Source organism: Gilliamella sp. App4-10 (genome assembly GCF_001690495.1).
In the GTDB taxonomy this organism is placed as follows: domain Bacteria; phylum Pseudomonadota; class Gammaproteobacteria; order Enterobacterales; family Orbaceae; genus Gilliamella; species Gilliamella apicola_G.
This window is the reverse complement of record NZ_LZGS01000038.1, coordinates 76,919-91,199: the sequence shown is the minus strand read 5'-3', so window position 1 is coordinate 91,199 and position 14,281 is coordinate 76,919. Positions and strand designations below refer to the sequence as shown.

The following is a 14,281-nucleotide window of genomic DNA, read 5'->3' as shown; positions in this document are numbered from 1 at the left end:
TATGACGACCACCTTCATCTTTGCTTAAGATATACACTTCTGATTCAAAATCAGTATGTGGAGTGATTGAACCTGGTTTTGCAAGTACTTGACCACGTTCGATTTCTTCACGTTTTGTACCACGTAGTAATACACCAACGTTTTCACCCGCACGACCTTCGTCAAGTAATTTACGGAACATTTCAACACCAGTACAAGTTGTTTTAGCAGTTGGTTTGATACCAACAATTTCAACTTCTTCACCGACTTTAATTACACCGCGCTCAACACGACCAGTTACTACTGTACCACGACCTGAAATTGAGAATACGTCTTCAATTGGTAATAAGAATGGTTTGTCGATATCACGCTCTGGTTCTGGAATATAGCTATCTAATGCTTCAGCTAATTCAACAATTTTGTCTTCCCATGCTGCTTCGCCTTCTAACGCTTTAAGTGCAGAACCACGAATAACTGGTGTGTCATCACCTGGGAAATCATATTGAGATAGAAGCTCACGTACTTCCATTTCAACTAATTCTAATAACTCTTCGTCATCAACCATATCGCATTTGTTTAAGAATACGATGATGTAAGGAACACCTACTTGACGACCTAAAAGAATGTGCTCACGAGTTTGTGGCATAGGACCATCAGTTGCTGCTACGACTAAGATAGCACCGTCCATTTGTGCCGCACCAGTGATCATGTTTTTAACATAGTCAGCATGGCCCGGACAGTCTACGTGTGCGTAGTGGCGAGTTGGTGTATCGTATTCAACGTGTGAAGTGTTGATGGTGATACCACGTGCTTTTTCTTCTGGTGCGTTATCGATTTGATCGAATGCACGTGCTTGACCGCCGTATTTTTTAGCAAGTACTGAAGTAATTGCTGCAGTCAAAGTTGTTTTACCATGGTCAACGTGGCCGATTGTACCAACGTTAACGTGGGGTTTTGTACGTTCAAATTTTTCTTTAGACATCGATTGTCCCTCAAATGTAATACAAATCGGTGGTAATTCACCACATTAACCAAGTATTATATTTAATATCAATACAATACTAACTTAAAATTAGCTCTGAATAATAACAGATAAAGCTATCTAGTGACAAGCATTAAAGCAGGCAAATTCGATATTCTTAGAAGTTTAGGAAAATACAAGAATGGTGCTGATAGGCAGATTTGAACTGCCGACCTCACCCTTACCAAGGGTGCGCTCTACCAACTGAGCTATATCAGCAATTGGAGCGGGCAGCGGGAATCGAACCCGCATCATCAGCTTGGAAGGCTGAGGTAATAGCCATTATACGATGCCCGCATGTTCAAACTCGGCTACCTAAATGCTTCAATTAGCTATTGCTAATATTAGATGATGGTGGTGGGGGAAGGATTCGAACCTTCGAAGTGTGACACGGCAGATTTACAGTCTGCTCCCTTTGGCCGCTCGGGAACCCCACCCCGAATCTTTATAAATTTGTCTACTTAGGAAAATGGTGCCGGCTGCCGGAATCGAACTGGCGACCTACTGATTACAAGTCAGTTGCTCTACCTACTGAGCTAAGCCGGCCTAAGTGCTGCGCATTATGAACTAGAACATTTAACCTTGCAAGCAAAAAAAACAAATTTTATTTTGTTTGATTAAAAAAAAATCAAAAACATAAAAAAGACCTGAAATTCAAACTATTTCAGGTCTTTTTTTAACCAAAGCGTAAATTTATATTATTTCTTTTTAGTTAGTTTTTTTAGATGTCTCCACACCTTTTGCTGCGGTATGTACAGCAACGTCCTCACTAATATCTCCTTTATCCTGATATGCACGACCATAATAAGTATCAAGCAGAATTTGTTTTAACTCTGCAATTAAAGGATAACGAGGATTTGCCCCTGTACATTGGTCATCAAAAGCATCAACTGCCAATTGATCAACCTGTGCTAAGAAAGTGTTTTCATCGACTCCAAATTCCTTAATTGAAAATGGGATATCAAGATCTTTTCTAAGTTGATCTAACCAAGCAATTAATTTCTCGACTTTCATCTCATCTTTATCAGTAGCTGCGGTTAAACCTAAATGATCAGCAACTTCTGCATAACGGATAATTGCTTTAGGATAACCATATTGGCTAAATGTGCCTTGCTTAGTTGGTTTGTCAGTTGCATTAAAACGCACCACATTACTAATTAACATCGCATTTGCCACACCATGTGGAATATGAAAAGCTGCACCAATTTTATGCGCCATGGAGTGACAAACGCCAAGGAATGCCTGAGCAAAAGCAACACCGGCTAATGTTGCTGCACTATGCACTTTTTCTCGGGCAACAGGATTTTTAGCACCTTCCCGATAACTTGTAGGTAGATAAGTTTTAAGTATGCTTAGAGCTTGTAATGCTTGTCCATCAGAAAACTCACTAGCCATAACTGATACATAGGCCTCTAATGCATGGGTCACGGCATCATAACCACCAGCAGCACAGAGCGAGCGAGGCATATTCATCACTAAATTAGCATCAACAATAGCCATGTGTGGCGTAATTGCATAATCGGCTAATGGATATTTTTGCCCCGTTGCATCATCAGTAACCACAGCAAATGGCGTCACTTCAGAACCCGTACCTGATGTCGTTGTTACACAAATTAATTTTGCTTTTTGACCCATATTTGGGAAATGGCAAGCACGTTTACGGATATCCATAAAGCGCAATGCTAATTCTTCGAATTTGGTTTCAGGATGCTCATATAAAACCCACATGATTTTAGCTGCATCCATTGGTGAACCACCGCCTAAAGCGATAATGGTATCCGGTTGGAATGCTTGCATTGAGTCGGTACCTTTACGGACAACACTTAATGTTGGATCTGCTTCAACATCAAAGAAAGTTTCGCAAATCACACCTTGTGCTTCTAATTGATCAGTGATTTGTTGTGAATAACCGTTGTTAAATAGGAATTTATCCGTTACTAAAAATACGCGTTTTGCGCCTTGCTCAACCACTTCACTTAAAGCAACAGGTAATGAGCCACGTTTAAAATAGATAGAACTTGGTAGTTTATGCCATAACATATTTTCTGCTCTCTTAGCGATTGTTTTCTTATTAATTAAGTGTTTCGGTCCAACATTTTCAGAAACTGAGTTTCCACCCCAAGAGCCACATCCTAAAGTTAAAGATGGCGCTAAATCAAAATTATACAAATCACCAATACCACCATGGGCCGCTGGTTGATTAATTAAAATACGGCAAGTTTTCATTTTACTACCAAAGTAAGCAATACGTTCACGGTTGCTATCTTGATCAGTATAAAGAACAGAAGTATGTCCCAGCCCCCCCATTTCAACCAACCTTTCTGCTTTATCAACAGCCTCATAAAAATCTTTCGCTTTAAACATAGCAAGCGTTGGTGAAAGTTTTTCATGAGCAAATGGCTCAGATAAATCGACTTTACTCACTTCACCAACAAGGACTTTTGAACCAGCAGGCACTTTAAGACCAGCCATTTCAGCAATTTTTGTTGCTGGTTGACCAACAATATTGGCATTTAATGCACCTTTATCGTTTAAAATGATGCCTTGCACTGCTTGTGTTTCTTTAGCATTTAAAACATATGCACCATATTGGGTTAATAAACGACGCACTTCGTCATAAACAGAATCAACCACGACAATTGCTTGTTCTGAGGCACAAATCATACCATTATCAAATGTTTTGGACATAAGTACTGAAGCTACTGCTCGTTTTAAATCTGCTGTTTCGTCAATAATAACAGGTGTATTACCTGCTCCGACACCTAATGCTGGTTTACCAGAGCTATAAGCGGCTTTCACCATACCTGGTCCACCGGTTGCTAAAATAGCAGCCACATCATCATGGTGCATTAGCGCATTAGATAACTCAATAGATGGTTCATCAATCCAGCCAATAATATCTTTTGGTGCACCCGCTTTAACGGCAGCATCTAACACAATTCGAGCAGCTTCAATAGTTGATTTTTTAGCACGAGGATGAGGAGAAAAGACAATTGCATTGCGGGTTTTTAAACTAATTAATGATTTAAAAATCGCCGTTGAAGTTGGATTGGTAGTTGGAACAATTCCACAAATAATACCAAGTGGTTCCGCTATTGTAATAGTACCAAATGGTTCATTTTCAGCCACTATACCACAAGTCTTATCATGACGATATTTGTTTAAAATGTATTCAGCGGCAAAAAGGTTCTTTATGACTTTATCTTCAACTATCCCCATTCCAGACTCCGCAACAGCTTGCTGTGCGAGTGGGATACGTGCTGCAGCTGCGGCTGTCGCGGCTGCCACAAAGATTTTGTCGACTTGCTCTTGAGTATAAGTTGAATAAGTTTCTTGTGCCTTCTTGACACGCGCCATTAACTCATTTAACTCATTCATGTTAGTTACTGCCATAGATTTCTCCTTGAAATAAAAAAATAAATCGGGATCCGTTTGGCGTCTTCCTTGAAACTATTTAATGCTTAAGCATATTAACAAAACGAAATTATGCATTATCCTAAATCAAATTTTTAATTTATACAATAAGATATTCAACAAAAAAGTGGGCTGTCAAAAGTAATAAGTGTTTTTAGAAAGTAAATAGATTGAACAATTAAAATACAAACAAATAAACAACTATTTCCAATAAAAAATAGCTGTTTTTAATATTATTTATCAAAACAGAAAATAAGAGATTTGCCTAAATGAAAAAATAAAAATTATGCATTACATAATTTATTCAATACATAGCTAACAGCAACAAATCCAAAGGTGGCGGTAACCATTGTAATTGCACCAAACCCTGATTCACAGTCCATTTTTTTGTTACTATCAGCTTCACTTTTGGTAAAACAAGTCTGGCCATTCTTAGCAGGGTAAATCAGTTGTTCGGTAGAATAGACACAAGGAATAGCAAATTTACCTTTACTGTCTTTATGAAGATTATAATCATTTTTCAGTCTTTCGCGTAATTTGGCTGCTAATGGATCCTGAATTGTCTTGGCTAAATCAGCAATCTTTATTTGCGTGGGATCTTTCTGCCCCCCTGCACCACCAATCGTTATGATTTTCAATTTCTGACGCTTACAATAGGCTAATACGGCAGCTTTATCTCTTACACTGTCTATTGCATCAATAATATAATCATAACGGGGATCTTGCTTAGAACCTAAATATTGGCTGACATTATTAGCATTAATAAAATCATCCACTTCATTCACAGTACATTCAGGATTAATTTGTAAAATACGTTCTGCCATCACTGAGGTTTTAGCTTTACCTATATTAGATTTTAAAGCATGAATTTGACGGTTGGTATTTGTCACACAAATATCGTCCATATCAATTAAGGTAATTTGACCAATACCGCTACGCGCTAGCGATTCAGCAACCCAAGATCCCACACCGCCAATACCAATTACACAAATATGCGCTTGCGAAAAACATTGCAAAGCCGATTCACCATAAAGCCTTGCAATACCACTAAAACGTTGGAAGTAAGATTCTTTATTCATAGATAATTAATAATAGTGTTTATACTTAAACACTTATTTTCTCCTGAAACATTTTTATAAATTATAACGGTAATATTCTTTATATAAACAACTTATCAATAAGTATTAGTGATATTATACCTTTCAAGAATAAAAAACTAAATTTCTAGCTCTCATAAAAATCAACTAAATCATCCCGATGATGCGCAATAAGTAGGATATTATTTGTCATTAATTGTATTCGTTTGAGTTATTAATTTTCCCTACAATAAACATTGTTAACAATAATTAAAGAGGAAATAAAGAATGCGCAAACCCAAAAAACTACTTAATGATCCCAATAATGTGCGACAAGAAGTCATGCAGGGGTTGATCTATGCCTATCAGGGAAGATTAACTGCAATTTCAGAACATTGTGCCGTTTATGGTAACCATATTGCTAGCGATCAAGTTGTTATTGTCTCAGGTGGTGGCAGTGGACACGAACCAACCTTTGCAGGATTTATCGGCAAAGGCGGTATTGATGGCTGTGCACTTGGCGAAGTTTTCACCTCGCCATCTCCAGATCAAATTATAGAAGTCACCAAAACCATAGAAAAAGGAAAAGGTGTACTATTTTTGTTTGGCAACTATTCTGGAGATGGAATGAATTTTGATATTGCAGCCGAAATATTAGGAGAAGAAAATATTGTCATCAAAACGATTCGAGCAACTGATGATATTGCTTCGGCACCATTATCTAAGATTTCTGATCGCCGTGGCGTTGCTGGTATTATGTTTTTATACAAAATTGCTGGCGCTGCCGCACAATTTGAAAAATACGACCTTGAAAATCTCTACCAAGTTGTATCGAAAGCAAACAACAATGTTCGTACCATCGGTGTCGCCCTAGATGGATGCGCATTACCTCAATCAAATCATTTCAATTTTGAATTAGATGATAACGAAATTGAAATTGGTATTGGTATTCATGGTGAAGCAGGGTTGCGTCGACAAGCTATAACATCATCTGATGAAGTTGTTAAAGAGATGATAGACAGCCTGTGTAATGATTTACCGTTTAAAAAAGGCGACCGCGTGTGTGTATTAATTAATAATTTAGGCGCACTGAGTAACGCCGAACTGTTCATTGTAACACGTAAAGTCGGTATTGAGCTGAATACACGCGGCATAATCAGCCACGATGTCGTTGTTGGCCATTTTTGTACATCCCTTGAAATGTCTGGTTTTTCAATTAGCTTAATGAAATTAGATGAAGAATTACAACATCTTTATGATTTACCTTGCCAAACACTAGGATGGAGGAAATAGAATGAATTTATTACAAGTTCGTAAAATGATGTTATTTACCGCCCAAAAAATGATCGAAAGTGAACCAACATTAACCGCTTTAGATCAATTAGTCGGCGATGGTGATCACGGCATCGGCATAAAGCGTGGATTTGCAGCTATTATAGTGCTACTACAAGACGAAAAATTTCAACCAACGAATATAGGTGATTTTTTTACGCAAATTGGTACAAAATTAATGATAAGTATGGGCGGAGCTTCTGGTGCTATTTTTGGTACTTTATTTAGAGCGGGCGGAAAAAGTATTACAGGCGTAACAGAATTTGATTCCGATACATTATCAAAACTCCTTAACGAAGGTTGGCAGGCAGTCTATCAACGCGGAAAAGCCAAACCAGGGGATAAAACGATGGTTGATGCCTTAGCCGCTAGTGCAACAACCGCAAGTCAATTAACATCTTCGACGTTAATCGATGCGCTCCCTAAAATAGCACAATCTGCTATGGAAGGCGCAGAAAAAACGAAACAGATGATCGCTGTATTTGGACGAACTAAAAATTTAGGTGAACGCGCAATTGGTCACATGGACCCTGGAGCGGCCTCAATGGCGTATATTTTGAAGTATATGAATGAATATATCCAAACCCAATAAAACAATAAATCCGCCGACATCAACGGCGGACATCATCATCGCAATATCGATAAAATAATATTCTAAGTATCATTGATAAAATATCTAAGTATTCAAACAACATCTAATTTTTTAAAATAAAATTTTTTGCTGAGTCTTTTCTATTAATTGACTAAAATAAATAGACTAAAAATTATTTTTTAAACTTAATTTGTGAAGGATATGCCCAACGTTGTAACTCCTCTGGTGGAAATCCACCTGGATCTTTACCTTCATTAATCAATAAAGCGTGATAGTATATTTCAGCCATTTCTTCAATATAAGCGGCCTTTAATACAGCATCATAAGGATCTTTGTCTACGGCAATAGCACCATGCTTTTCCATTAAAATCGCATCAGCTCGTTTTATGGGCTCTATAACACTGTTTGAAAGGTCTTGAGTACCCGGACGCCCATAGGGCGCAACAGGAATCACACCATCTTTTAAATTCAGAATTGCACACTCATAAACAACGGCAGGGATAGGTTTTGCTAATACGGCAAATGAAGTTGCAAAAATAGAATGCGTATGCGAAATAGCAAAAACATCTGGACGAGCTTTATAAATCGCAAGATGCATTAAACACTCACTGGTTGGCCTCAACCCGGAATCAGCTTCAATTACATTAGCATCAAGATCCATCACAACAATATCCCGAATTGTTAACAACTTTTTATCAATTGTTGTTGGCGTGACAAGAACATATCCCGACTCTTTATCGCGAACGCTAGAATTACCAGCTTTATGTTTACAAAGTCCCCACTCACTCGATTTTTTAGCCATGTCGACCACATATTGTTTTTGTATCTCTAACATTTTATAGCTCCTATTTTGACAAGATATTCATTGATAATTGGCAAACAATTCCCAAATTTCATTATTATTTTTGGCATTTCGTATGCGAGTTGCGCCTTCGTGGAATTCTAATAACTCATTTAATTGGGCAAGTGCTTTAAGGTGTTTTTGTGAATTATTTGTTGCTAAAACAACAATTAAATCCGCTTGCATATAACCACAAATAGAGATTCTTTCAGATAATTTAAGTAAGGACATAGCAACTTTATTCACGCCATCATCAATACCTGCGTGAGCAATAATTAATCCATTAACCAACATAATATAAGGTTGTTCAAATTGAATTTTGTTAACCATTTTTTCAAGATAATTACTTTCTATGGATTGATTATTTAACAGTGGTTGTGCGGCTAATATCAACGCATCTTGCCATGTTATATCAACATTTTCTGTAATATTGATATGTTCTTTTTGCATTAAGTCAGCTAATGAGGGAATTTCCTGTTGTGTTATTAGTACGGGGTTATCATTCATTTCATCATGATAAAGATATGCTGTTAACTCCTTTTGGAGTGCTTTTTGATCTTTGATACTGCTATATTTTTCAATAAGTAACATCAGTTCATCAATTTGAATAATGCTAGGATCAATACCCTGTAAAGTACCAATCACTTGATGACGAAAAGCATTTTTATGAAAATTATTCAATGAAGGGTTAACAACAAATAACAATTTATCGGTAGATAAATGTGAGGTAGAAAAAACAATATCGTAATAATGATGATATTTTTCAAACTCACGTTTAGACATGACATCAGAAAAATGTAATTCGGGAAGCAATACTTGTAAAGTCAGATAAAGATAAGTTGAAACTGTTGCACTATTTTCACAAACAAAAATTGCGATCTTCTTTGTTTTAATTCGATTAATCAAACCTTCTCGAGTTAACCAACCGCCTAATAGTACAGTAATAAAAGCAACTTCTTCATCTGGCATATTACAATGCAATATTTTTTCAAAAGGAGAAATCGCTTTTCGTACCATTTCATGTAAATGACTAAATTCTTGCAATACGATGTCATATACACTGTTAATATTGGAAATATGATATCGAATACGATAATAAGCAGGTTTCCAATGCTGATAAATACGTTCAATCAGTTCGCTCTTATCTTTAAAAGTGACACAACTAATTTGTTCAAAATTATCAATAACTTCAACAACACTTTCTAACAACACCGCATCTAAATGAAAATATTTATCGGATAGTGTTTGTATATTAGAACTTTGTACTAATACCATTAAAAAAATTTGCTCATTAAGATCAGTTATACCGAATTTTTCAATGAGCTTTTTCAATAATTGAAAATCACGGCTATTTGCAGCTTCGGCATAATTTTCAGGTAAAAGCTTAATTTTTTTATCGGTTTCTATCCGTTGCAACATAAAACAAATAAAGTAAGTCAACTCTTGCAACTGCTCATCAGTAAACACAATTTTTAATTTTTTTTCTATTTCACTAAAAACCTGCCCTACTTGTTCTAAACGACCTTGGCTAATAATCTCATTTTCTCTAAAAATCTTATCAGCAATTGGCATACTGATAATTCGGCGAATTAATTTTAATAACAAATAACGTTTATCGATTTCATCACCAATAATACGATAACCATTCTCACGGTCATAGTTGATTTGTAAATGATATTGAATAATCATTGCTTGTACTTTTTTAATATCATTAATAACAGTGTTTTGGCTGACAGTGAGGGACGCTGAAAGATGTATTAATGACAGCCTTTCTGTTCTAATTAACAAAAAAAATAGAAGCAAATGAATACGCTCATCTTCAGAATAAATATAACGTCCAATAGCATGAGATACTGGCTCATCCCTAAATGTTTCGATCACTAATTTTGGTATACTAAATTTACCAGTCTTAAATCTTTTAATTAATTCAAGATTAGATGACTGAAGAAAATCATTAATTTTCTTAATGGTGTAACTAAGCTGTTTACGCGTTAACCCAAATTCAGATTGAAGCTCAACACCACTAATATTGGGATTATGAATTAATGCTTTTAAAACAGCATGAATTCGCTTATCGACAACCATATGATAATTACCTTATTGTTCGTTGTCTGATGGTGACTAACCTTACCATCAGATTCACTGCAAAACATATTCAACGAATACTTTATCTTTTATTTATTCATTTCTTTTTTCCGCTATATTCTGCATAATCTCTTTGCGCAGTTCACGGGCATAAAAGCAATACCCCACACACCAATAAACAGCAAAAAATAATGGAACAAAATAGCCTTTTAAGCATTGCCAAATAAATGAACATGCATAAGTAAAAACAGGAGCATCAATAGAACTATTTGAAATTAATTGATTAGCTGGAATATCAATAGCTTTAGTTGTTAATCCTAAATCGGTAATAATTGGTGCAAATTGAGTTCCAACAAACAAGAAGAATGGCACACCAATAATCGCTAAAATCACCATTCTTAATGTGTTACCTTTAGTTAAGATATAAGCTGGGACAATAAGGGCGACATTGATAATGCCTGCAAACGGGAGAATTTTGTTGCCAGGTAAAATAACTGCCCAAATTAAAGTAAAAGGAATAGCAATGATTACTGTAAACCAAATTTCGCTTGAACCACCCATAAATGGCCAATCCAAGCCAACAAATAATTTACGTCCAGCAAAGCGTTTATTCATATATTCACTAATTGCTTCAGAAATGGGCGATAATGCTTGCATAAATAACTTAGAGATCATTGGAAATAACATAAGCGCAGTAGCGGCCTGCATACCCAGCATTAAGATAGCTGCAACTTCATAACCAGCAATCATCCCGAAAATCACACCTAATAAAAAACCAATCACATGATTTTCAGCAAATACACCAATTTTAGAACGTAATGTCGCTGCGTCCATTGGTTTATTTAAAATAGGTATTTTGCGAAGCAGTAGATCAAAAGGATAATAAATTGCACTGAAAAATAACATTCTATGAGTACAAGTTATCCCCGGAATACCCGTTAGTTTTTCAATTCGATGTTGGTTAATATCCCCCGAATTAAGCTCTAATATTATCTGCAAAGTTGCAATAATAAAGGCAAGAACCAAAGCCACAACAGAGCCTAAAATTGGGGTAGCGATGGCAACAACAATAAATGCGGTAAAAATTTTCCCCCACACATTCCATAAGTCTGCGTTAAAAGTATGAGTCTTTTTCAATACCAACATTAAAATATTGACACCCACTTGCAAAGGAAACATAAGAAAAGCATATGGCCAAGCCCAAGATACGTTCGCCATAGTCGTCCAACCGCCATCAATAATACTCAGTTCAATCCCTGTCCGTTCCATCATAGTTTGCGCAGCTGAACCAATAGCGCCAACCATAAAACCAATCAACATACTCATACCAACAAATGCAACACCTAGTGTAATGGCGGCCGAAGCGCCATCTCTAAATTTCATGCGCACAATTAAACCCGCAATGAGCATAATGAATGGTACAAAAACTGGCGCACCTAAATTTAAAATATAATTTATAGTTGTTCCGAGAAAGTCCATATTCACACTCCTATCTACAGGCATCAATAATTTTTTGTAATTCCGCTTCCATATTTATCCCTGTTAAAAATGCAATACCATTGATAACGGGAATAGAGTACTGTTTTTCAATTTTAGTTATCGCTATATAAGCAGCACTATTTTTAATGTGAGTATCGACAGATTTAAGATCCACAACTTCTACTTTTATATCATTAAAATTACGTTCTTTTAATAAACGTGTAACCTTACTGGCGACAGTTTGTGATGTAGCCACTCCACTGCCACATGCAACAATAACTTTTTTCATAATGCCTCCTTATAAATTGATATTCGACCTCAATAGTGTAAAAATTTCATATTCAGTTTTTGCATGATAAAGCGCTTCTAAAAAATGCGAATTCACAAAGCAAGACATCAATTTTTGCAATAAATCAATATGCCCATTCTTTTGGTTAAACCCGAGTAAAAACACAAAGGTAGCCTTTAATACATTGTCATTATTTGCCATTTCACACCATGGAATAGTTCCTTTTGCTCGAGTGAAGAAGATAAATGGTCTAATAACATGTTCGACATCAGTATGGGGCATAGCAACCACATAAGGTTTCGTTGGTAACGCGGTAGGAAATGAAGACTCTCTTTGTTTGATTGCGTCTAAAAAGGAATGGTTCACATAACCACCATTTTTTAAAATAGGAAACGTAAAATCGAAAAATTGATTAGTATTTTGAAAGTTTTTATCTAAAAGAATCAAATCTTCAAATAATATTTGGTCGTTAGATTCATTTCCCATTTTATCCTCCATCATGATGTGATGTGCAAATTTATAAAAATATTGCGAATTTGCAATTGTTAGAATTAAATCAGCATTAATTTGATATGATTAATTTTAGGAAATTAAGATAAAAGTGACGAATGGATTTGATACCAAATAATATCCATGACATTGCTCATCATAGGAATAACTATGCTATAAAAATAAGATCTATTTATTGGGCAGGATTTAAAAATGTGTGATTCTGAACATAATAAATGAGCTGATATTCCGCCTGCTTTAGTGCAAACGGAATAAGGAAATAACTAGATCATTAGAAATTGATACATCAATTTTTAAATGAATGAATTGGCGCGGGAATGCGCCCCCCACGGTTGATGAAATTACATGAGCCAAATTTGCTTACCGGCATGACTGGGGCATGACCTAGTAAGCCACCAAATTCGATATTATCGCCGACTTTTAAACCCATCGCAGGAATAATTCGTACCGCTGTTGTTTTATGATTAATCACCCCTATTGCAGCCTCATCAGCAATAATTGCTGAAATAGTTTCCGCTGAGGTATCGCCAGGAATTGCAATCATATCGAGTCCAACTGAACACACACAGGTCATCGCTTCAAGTTTTTCAAGATTAAGCGCGCCGTTATTGACAGCATCAATCATACCTGCATCTTCAGAAACAGGGATAAATGCTCCGCTTAAACCACCAACATGACCACACGCCATCACGCCGCCTTTTTTAACTGCATCATTAAGCATTGCTAGTGCCGCTGTAGTACCATGAGTACCAACGGATTCTAATCCCATTTCTTCTAAAATATGTGCCACTGAATCCCCCATTGCTGGCGTTGGTGCTAACGATAAATCAACAATACCAAATTTAATCCCTAAACGTTCGGAAGCCTCTTTCCCCACCAACTGTCCCATACGAGTAATTTTAAAAGCAGTCTTTTTAATGGTTTCCGCAACAATATCAAATGGATGACCTTTCACTTTTTCAAGTGCTCGTTTAACCACGCCAGGTCCACTAACCCCAATGTTAATGACACAATCAGCCTCACCTACACCATGAAAGGCACCGGCCATAAATGGATTATCTTCAACTGCATTAGCAAATACCACTAATTTTGCACACGCCATACTGCTATTAGCTGCTGTTAATTCTGCAGATTCTTTAATAATTTGTCCCATCTGCTTTACTGCATCCATGTTGATACCGGTTTGTGTAGAACCAACATTCACCGATGAGCAAACTCGTTCAGTTTGTGCAAGTGCTTGTGGAATTGATTTAATCAAAATCGCATCACCTTTATGGTAGCCTTTTTGTACCAGAGCCGAAAATCCACCAATAAAGTTAACACCGACCGCTTTGGCAGCTTTGTCCAATGTTTTGGCAAATGCGACATAATTATTATCGTTACTTGCGCCAGCAATTAACGATATCGGTGTAACAGAAATACGTTTATTGATAATTGGAATACCAAATTCTGAGGTAATATCATCACCTACTTTAACAAGATCTTTGGCCAGTCGTGTAATTTTGTTATAGATCTTCTGACGTGCTTTCTCACCATCACTATCTATACAATCAAGGAGAGAAATACCCATAGTTATTGTGCGGATATCAAGCTTTTCTTCCTCAATCATTTTAATGGTTTCGAGAATCTGTTTTGTTTCCATTAGTACCATCCTTTTATAAAA

Annotated in this window: 11 protein-coding genes and 4 tRNA genes; 2 read left to right on the top strand and 13 right to left on the bottom strand. The window is 36.4% G+C overall.

Features of this window, described 5'->3' with window-relative positions:
* The 7 genes from tuf to tcdA all read right to left on the bottom strand — a co-directional run.
* A partial coding sequence (tuf, locus tag A9G23_RS08500) for an elongation factor Tu (RefSeq protein ID WP_065587200.1) occupies window positions 1-961 on the bottom strand: 961 nt, incomplete at its 3' end.
* A 182-nt stretch (window positions 962-1,143) separates the two neighbouring features.
* Window positions 1,144-1,219 (bottom strand) — tRNA-Thr (locus A9G23_RS08495).
* A 3-nt stretch (window positions 1,220-1,222) separates the two neighbouring features.
* Window positions 1,223-1,297: transfer RNA gene (locus A9G23_RS08490), tRNA-Gly, on the bottom strand.
* A 55-nt stretch (window positions 1,298-1,352) separates the two neighbouring features.
* Window positions 1,353-1,437: transfer RNA gene (locus A9G23_RS08485), tRNA-Tyr, on the bottom strand.
* A 33-nt stretch (window positions 1,438-1,470) separates the two neighbouring features.
* Window positions 1,471-1,546, bottom strand: a tRNA-Thr gene (locus A9G23_RS08480).
* A gap of 162 nt (window positions 1,547-1,708) precedes the next feature.
* Window positions 1,709-4,393 carry a bifunctional acetaldehyde-CoA/alcohol dehydrogenase gene (gene adhE / locus A9G23_RS08475; protein WP_065587199.1) on the bottom strand — a complete coding sequence of 895 codons (2,685 nt, stop codon included), beginning with the start codon at window positions 4,391-4,393 and terminating at the stop codon, window positions 1,709-1,711.
* Between the two features lie 305 nt (window positions 4,394-4,698).
* On the bottom strand, window positions 4,699-5,493 hold the full coding sequence (tcdA, locus tag A9G23_RS08470; protein ID WP_065587198.1) for a tRNA cyclic N6-threonylcarbamoyladenosine(37) synthase TcdA: 795 nt from the start codon (window positions 5,491-5,493) through the stop codon (window positions 4,699-4,701).
* 285 nt (window positions 5,494-5,778) lie between these two features.
* Here tcdA and A9G23_RS08465 point away from each other — a divergent pair, with 285 nt between their 5' ends.
* Together A9G23_RS08465 and dhaL are read left to right on the top strand one after the other, a co-directional pair.
* Entirely contained in the window at window positions 5,779-6,783 is a 1,005-nt protein-coding gene (locus tag A9G23_RS08465; protein WP_065587197.1) for a dihydroxyacetone kinase subunit DhaK, read from the top strand.
* Between the two features lies 1 nt (window position 6,784).
* On the top strand, window positions 6,785-7,414 hold the full coding sequence (dhaL, locus tag A9G23_RS08460; RefSeq protein ID WP_065587196.1) for a dihydroxyacetone kinase subunit DhaL: 630 nt from the start codon (window positions 6,785-6,787) through the stop codon (window positions 7,412-7,414).
* Window positions 7,415-7,586: 172 nt separating this feature from the next.
* Here dhaL and A9G23_RS08455 read toward each other — a convergent pair whose 3' ends face one another.
* From A9G23_RS08455 to A9G23_RS08430, 6 genes are all read right to left on the bottom strand, one after another.
* Window positions 7,587-8,249: a class II aldolase/adducin family protein gene (locus A9G23_RS08455; RefSeq protein ID WP_065587195.1), complete on the bottom strand. Its 663-nt coding sequence runs from the start codon at window positions 8,247-8,249 to the stop codon at window positions 7,587-7,589.
* 27 nt (window positions 8,250-8,276) lie between these two features.
* Window positions 8,277-10,340 carry a BglG family transcription antiterminator gene (locus A9G23_RS08450; protein ID WP_065587194.1) on the bottom strand — a complete coding sequence of 688 codons (2,064 nt, stop codon included), beginning with the start codon at window positions 10,338-10,340 and terminating at the stop codon, window positions 8,277-8,279.
* 93 nt (window positions 10,341-10,433) lie between these two features.
* A complete protein-coding gene (locus tag A9G23_RS08445) occupies window positions 10,434-11,819 on the bottom strand; it encodes a PTS galactitol transporter subunit IIC (RefSeq protein WP_065587193.1) in 1,386 nt (461 codons plus the stop codon).
* Window positions 11,820-11,829: 10 nt separating this feature from the next.
* Window positions 11,830-12,108: a PTS sugar transporter subunit IIB gene (locus A9G23_RS08440; protein WP_065587192.1), complete on the bottom strand. Its 279-nt coding sequence runs from the start codon at window positions 12,106-12,108 to the stop codon at window positions 11,830-11,832.
* Between the two features lie 9 nt (window positions 12,109-12,117).
* Complete coding sequence (locus A9G23_RS08435; RefSeq protein ID WP_065587191.1) at window positions 12,118-12,594, bottom strand: PTS sugar transporter subunit IIA; 477 nt, start codon at window positions 12,592-12,594, stop codon at window positions 12,118-12,120.
* 310 nt (window positions 12,595-12,904) lie between these two features.
* Entirely contained in the window at window positions 12,905-14,260 is a 1,356-nt protein-coding gene (locus A9G23_RS08430) for a PFL family protein (RefSeq protein ID WP_065587190.1), read from the bottom strand.
* Window positions 14,261-14,281 lie beyond the last annotated feature (21 nt).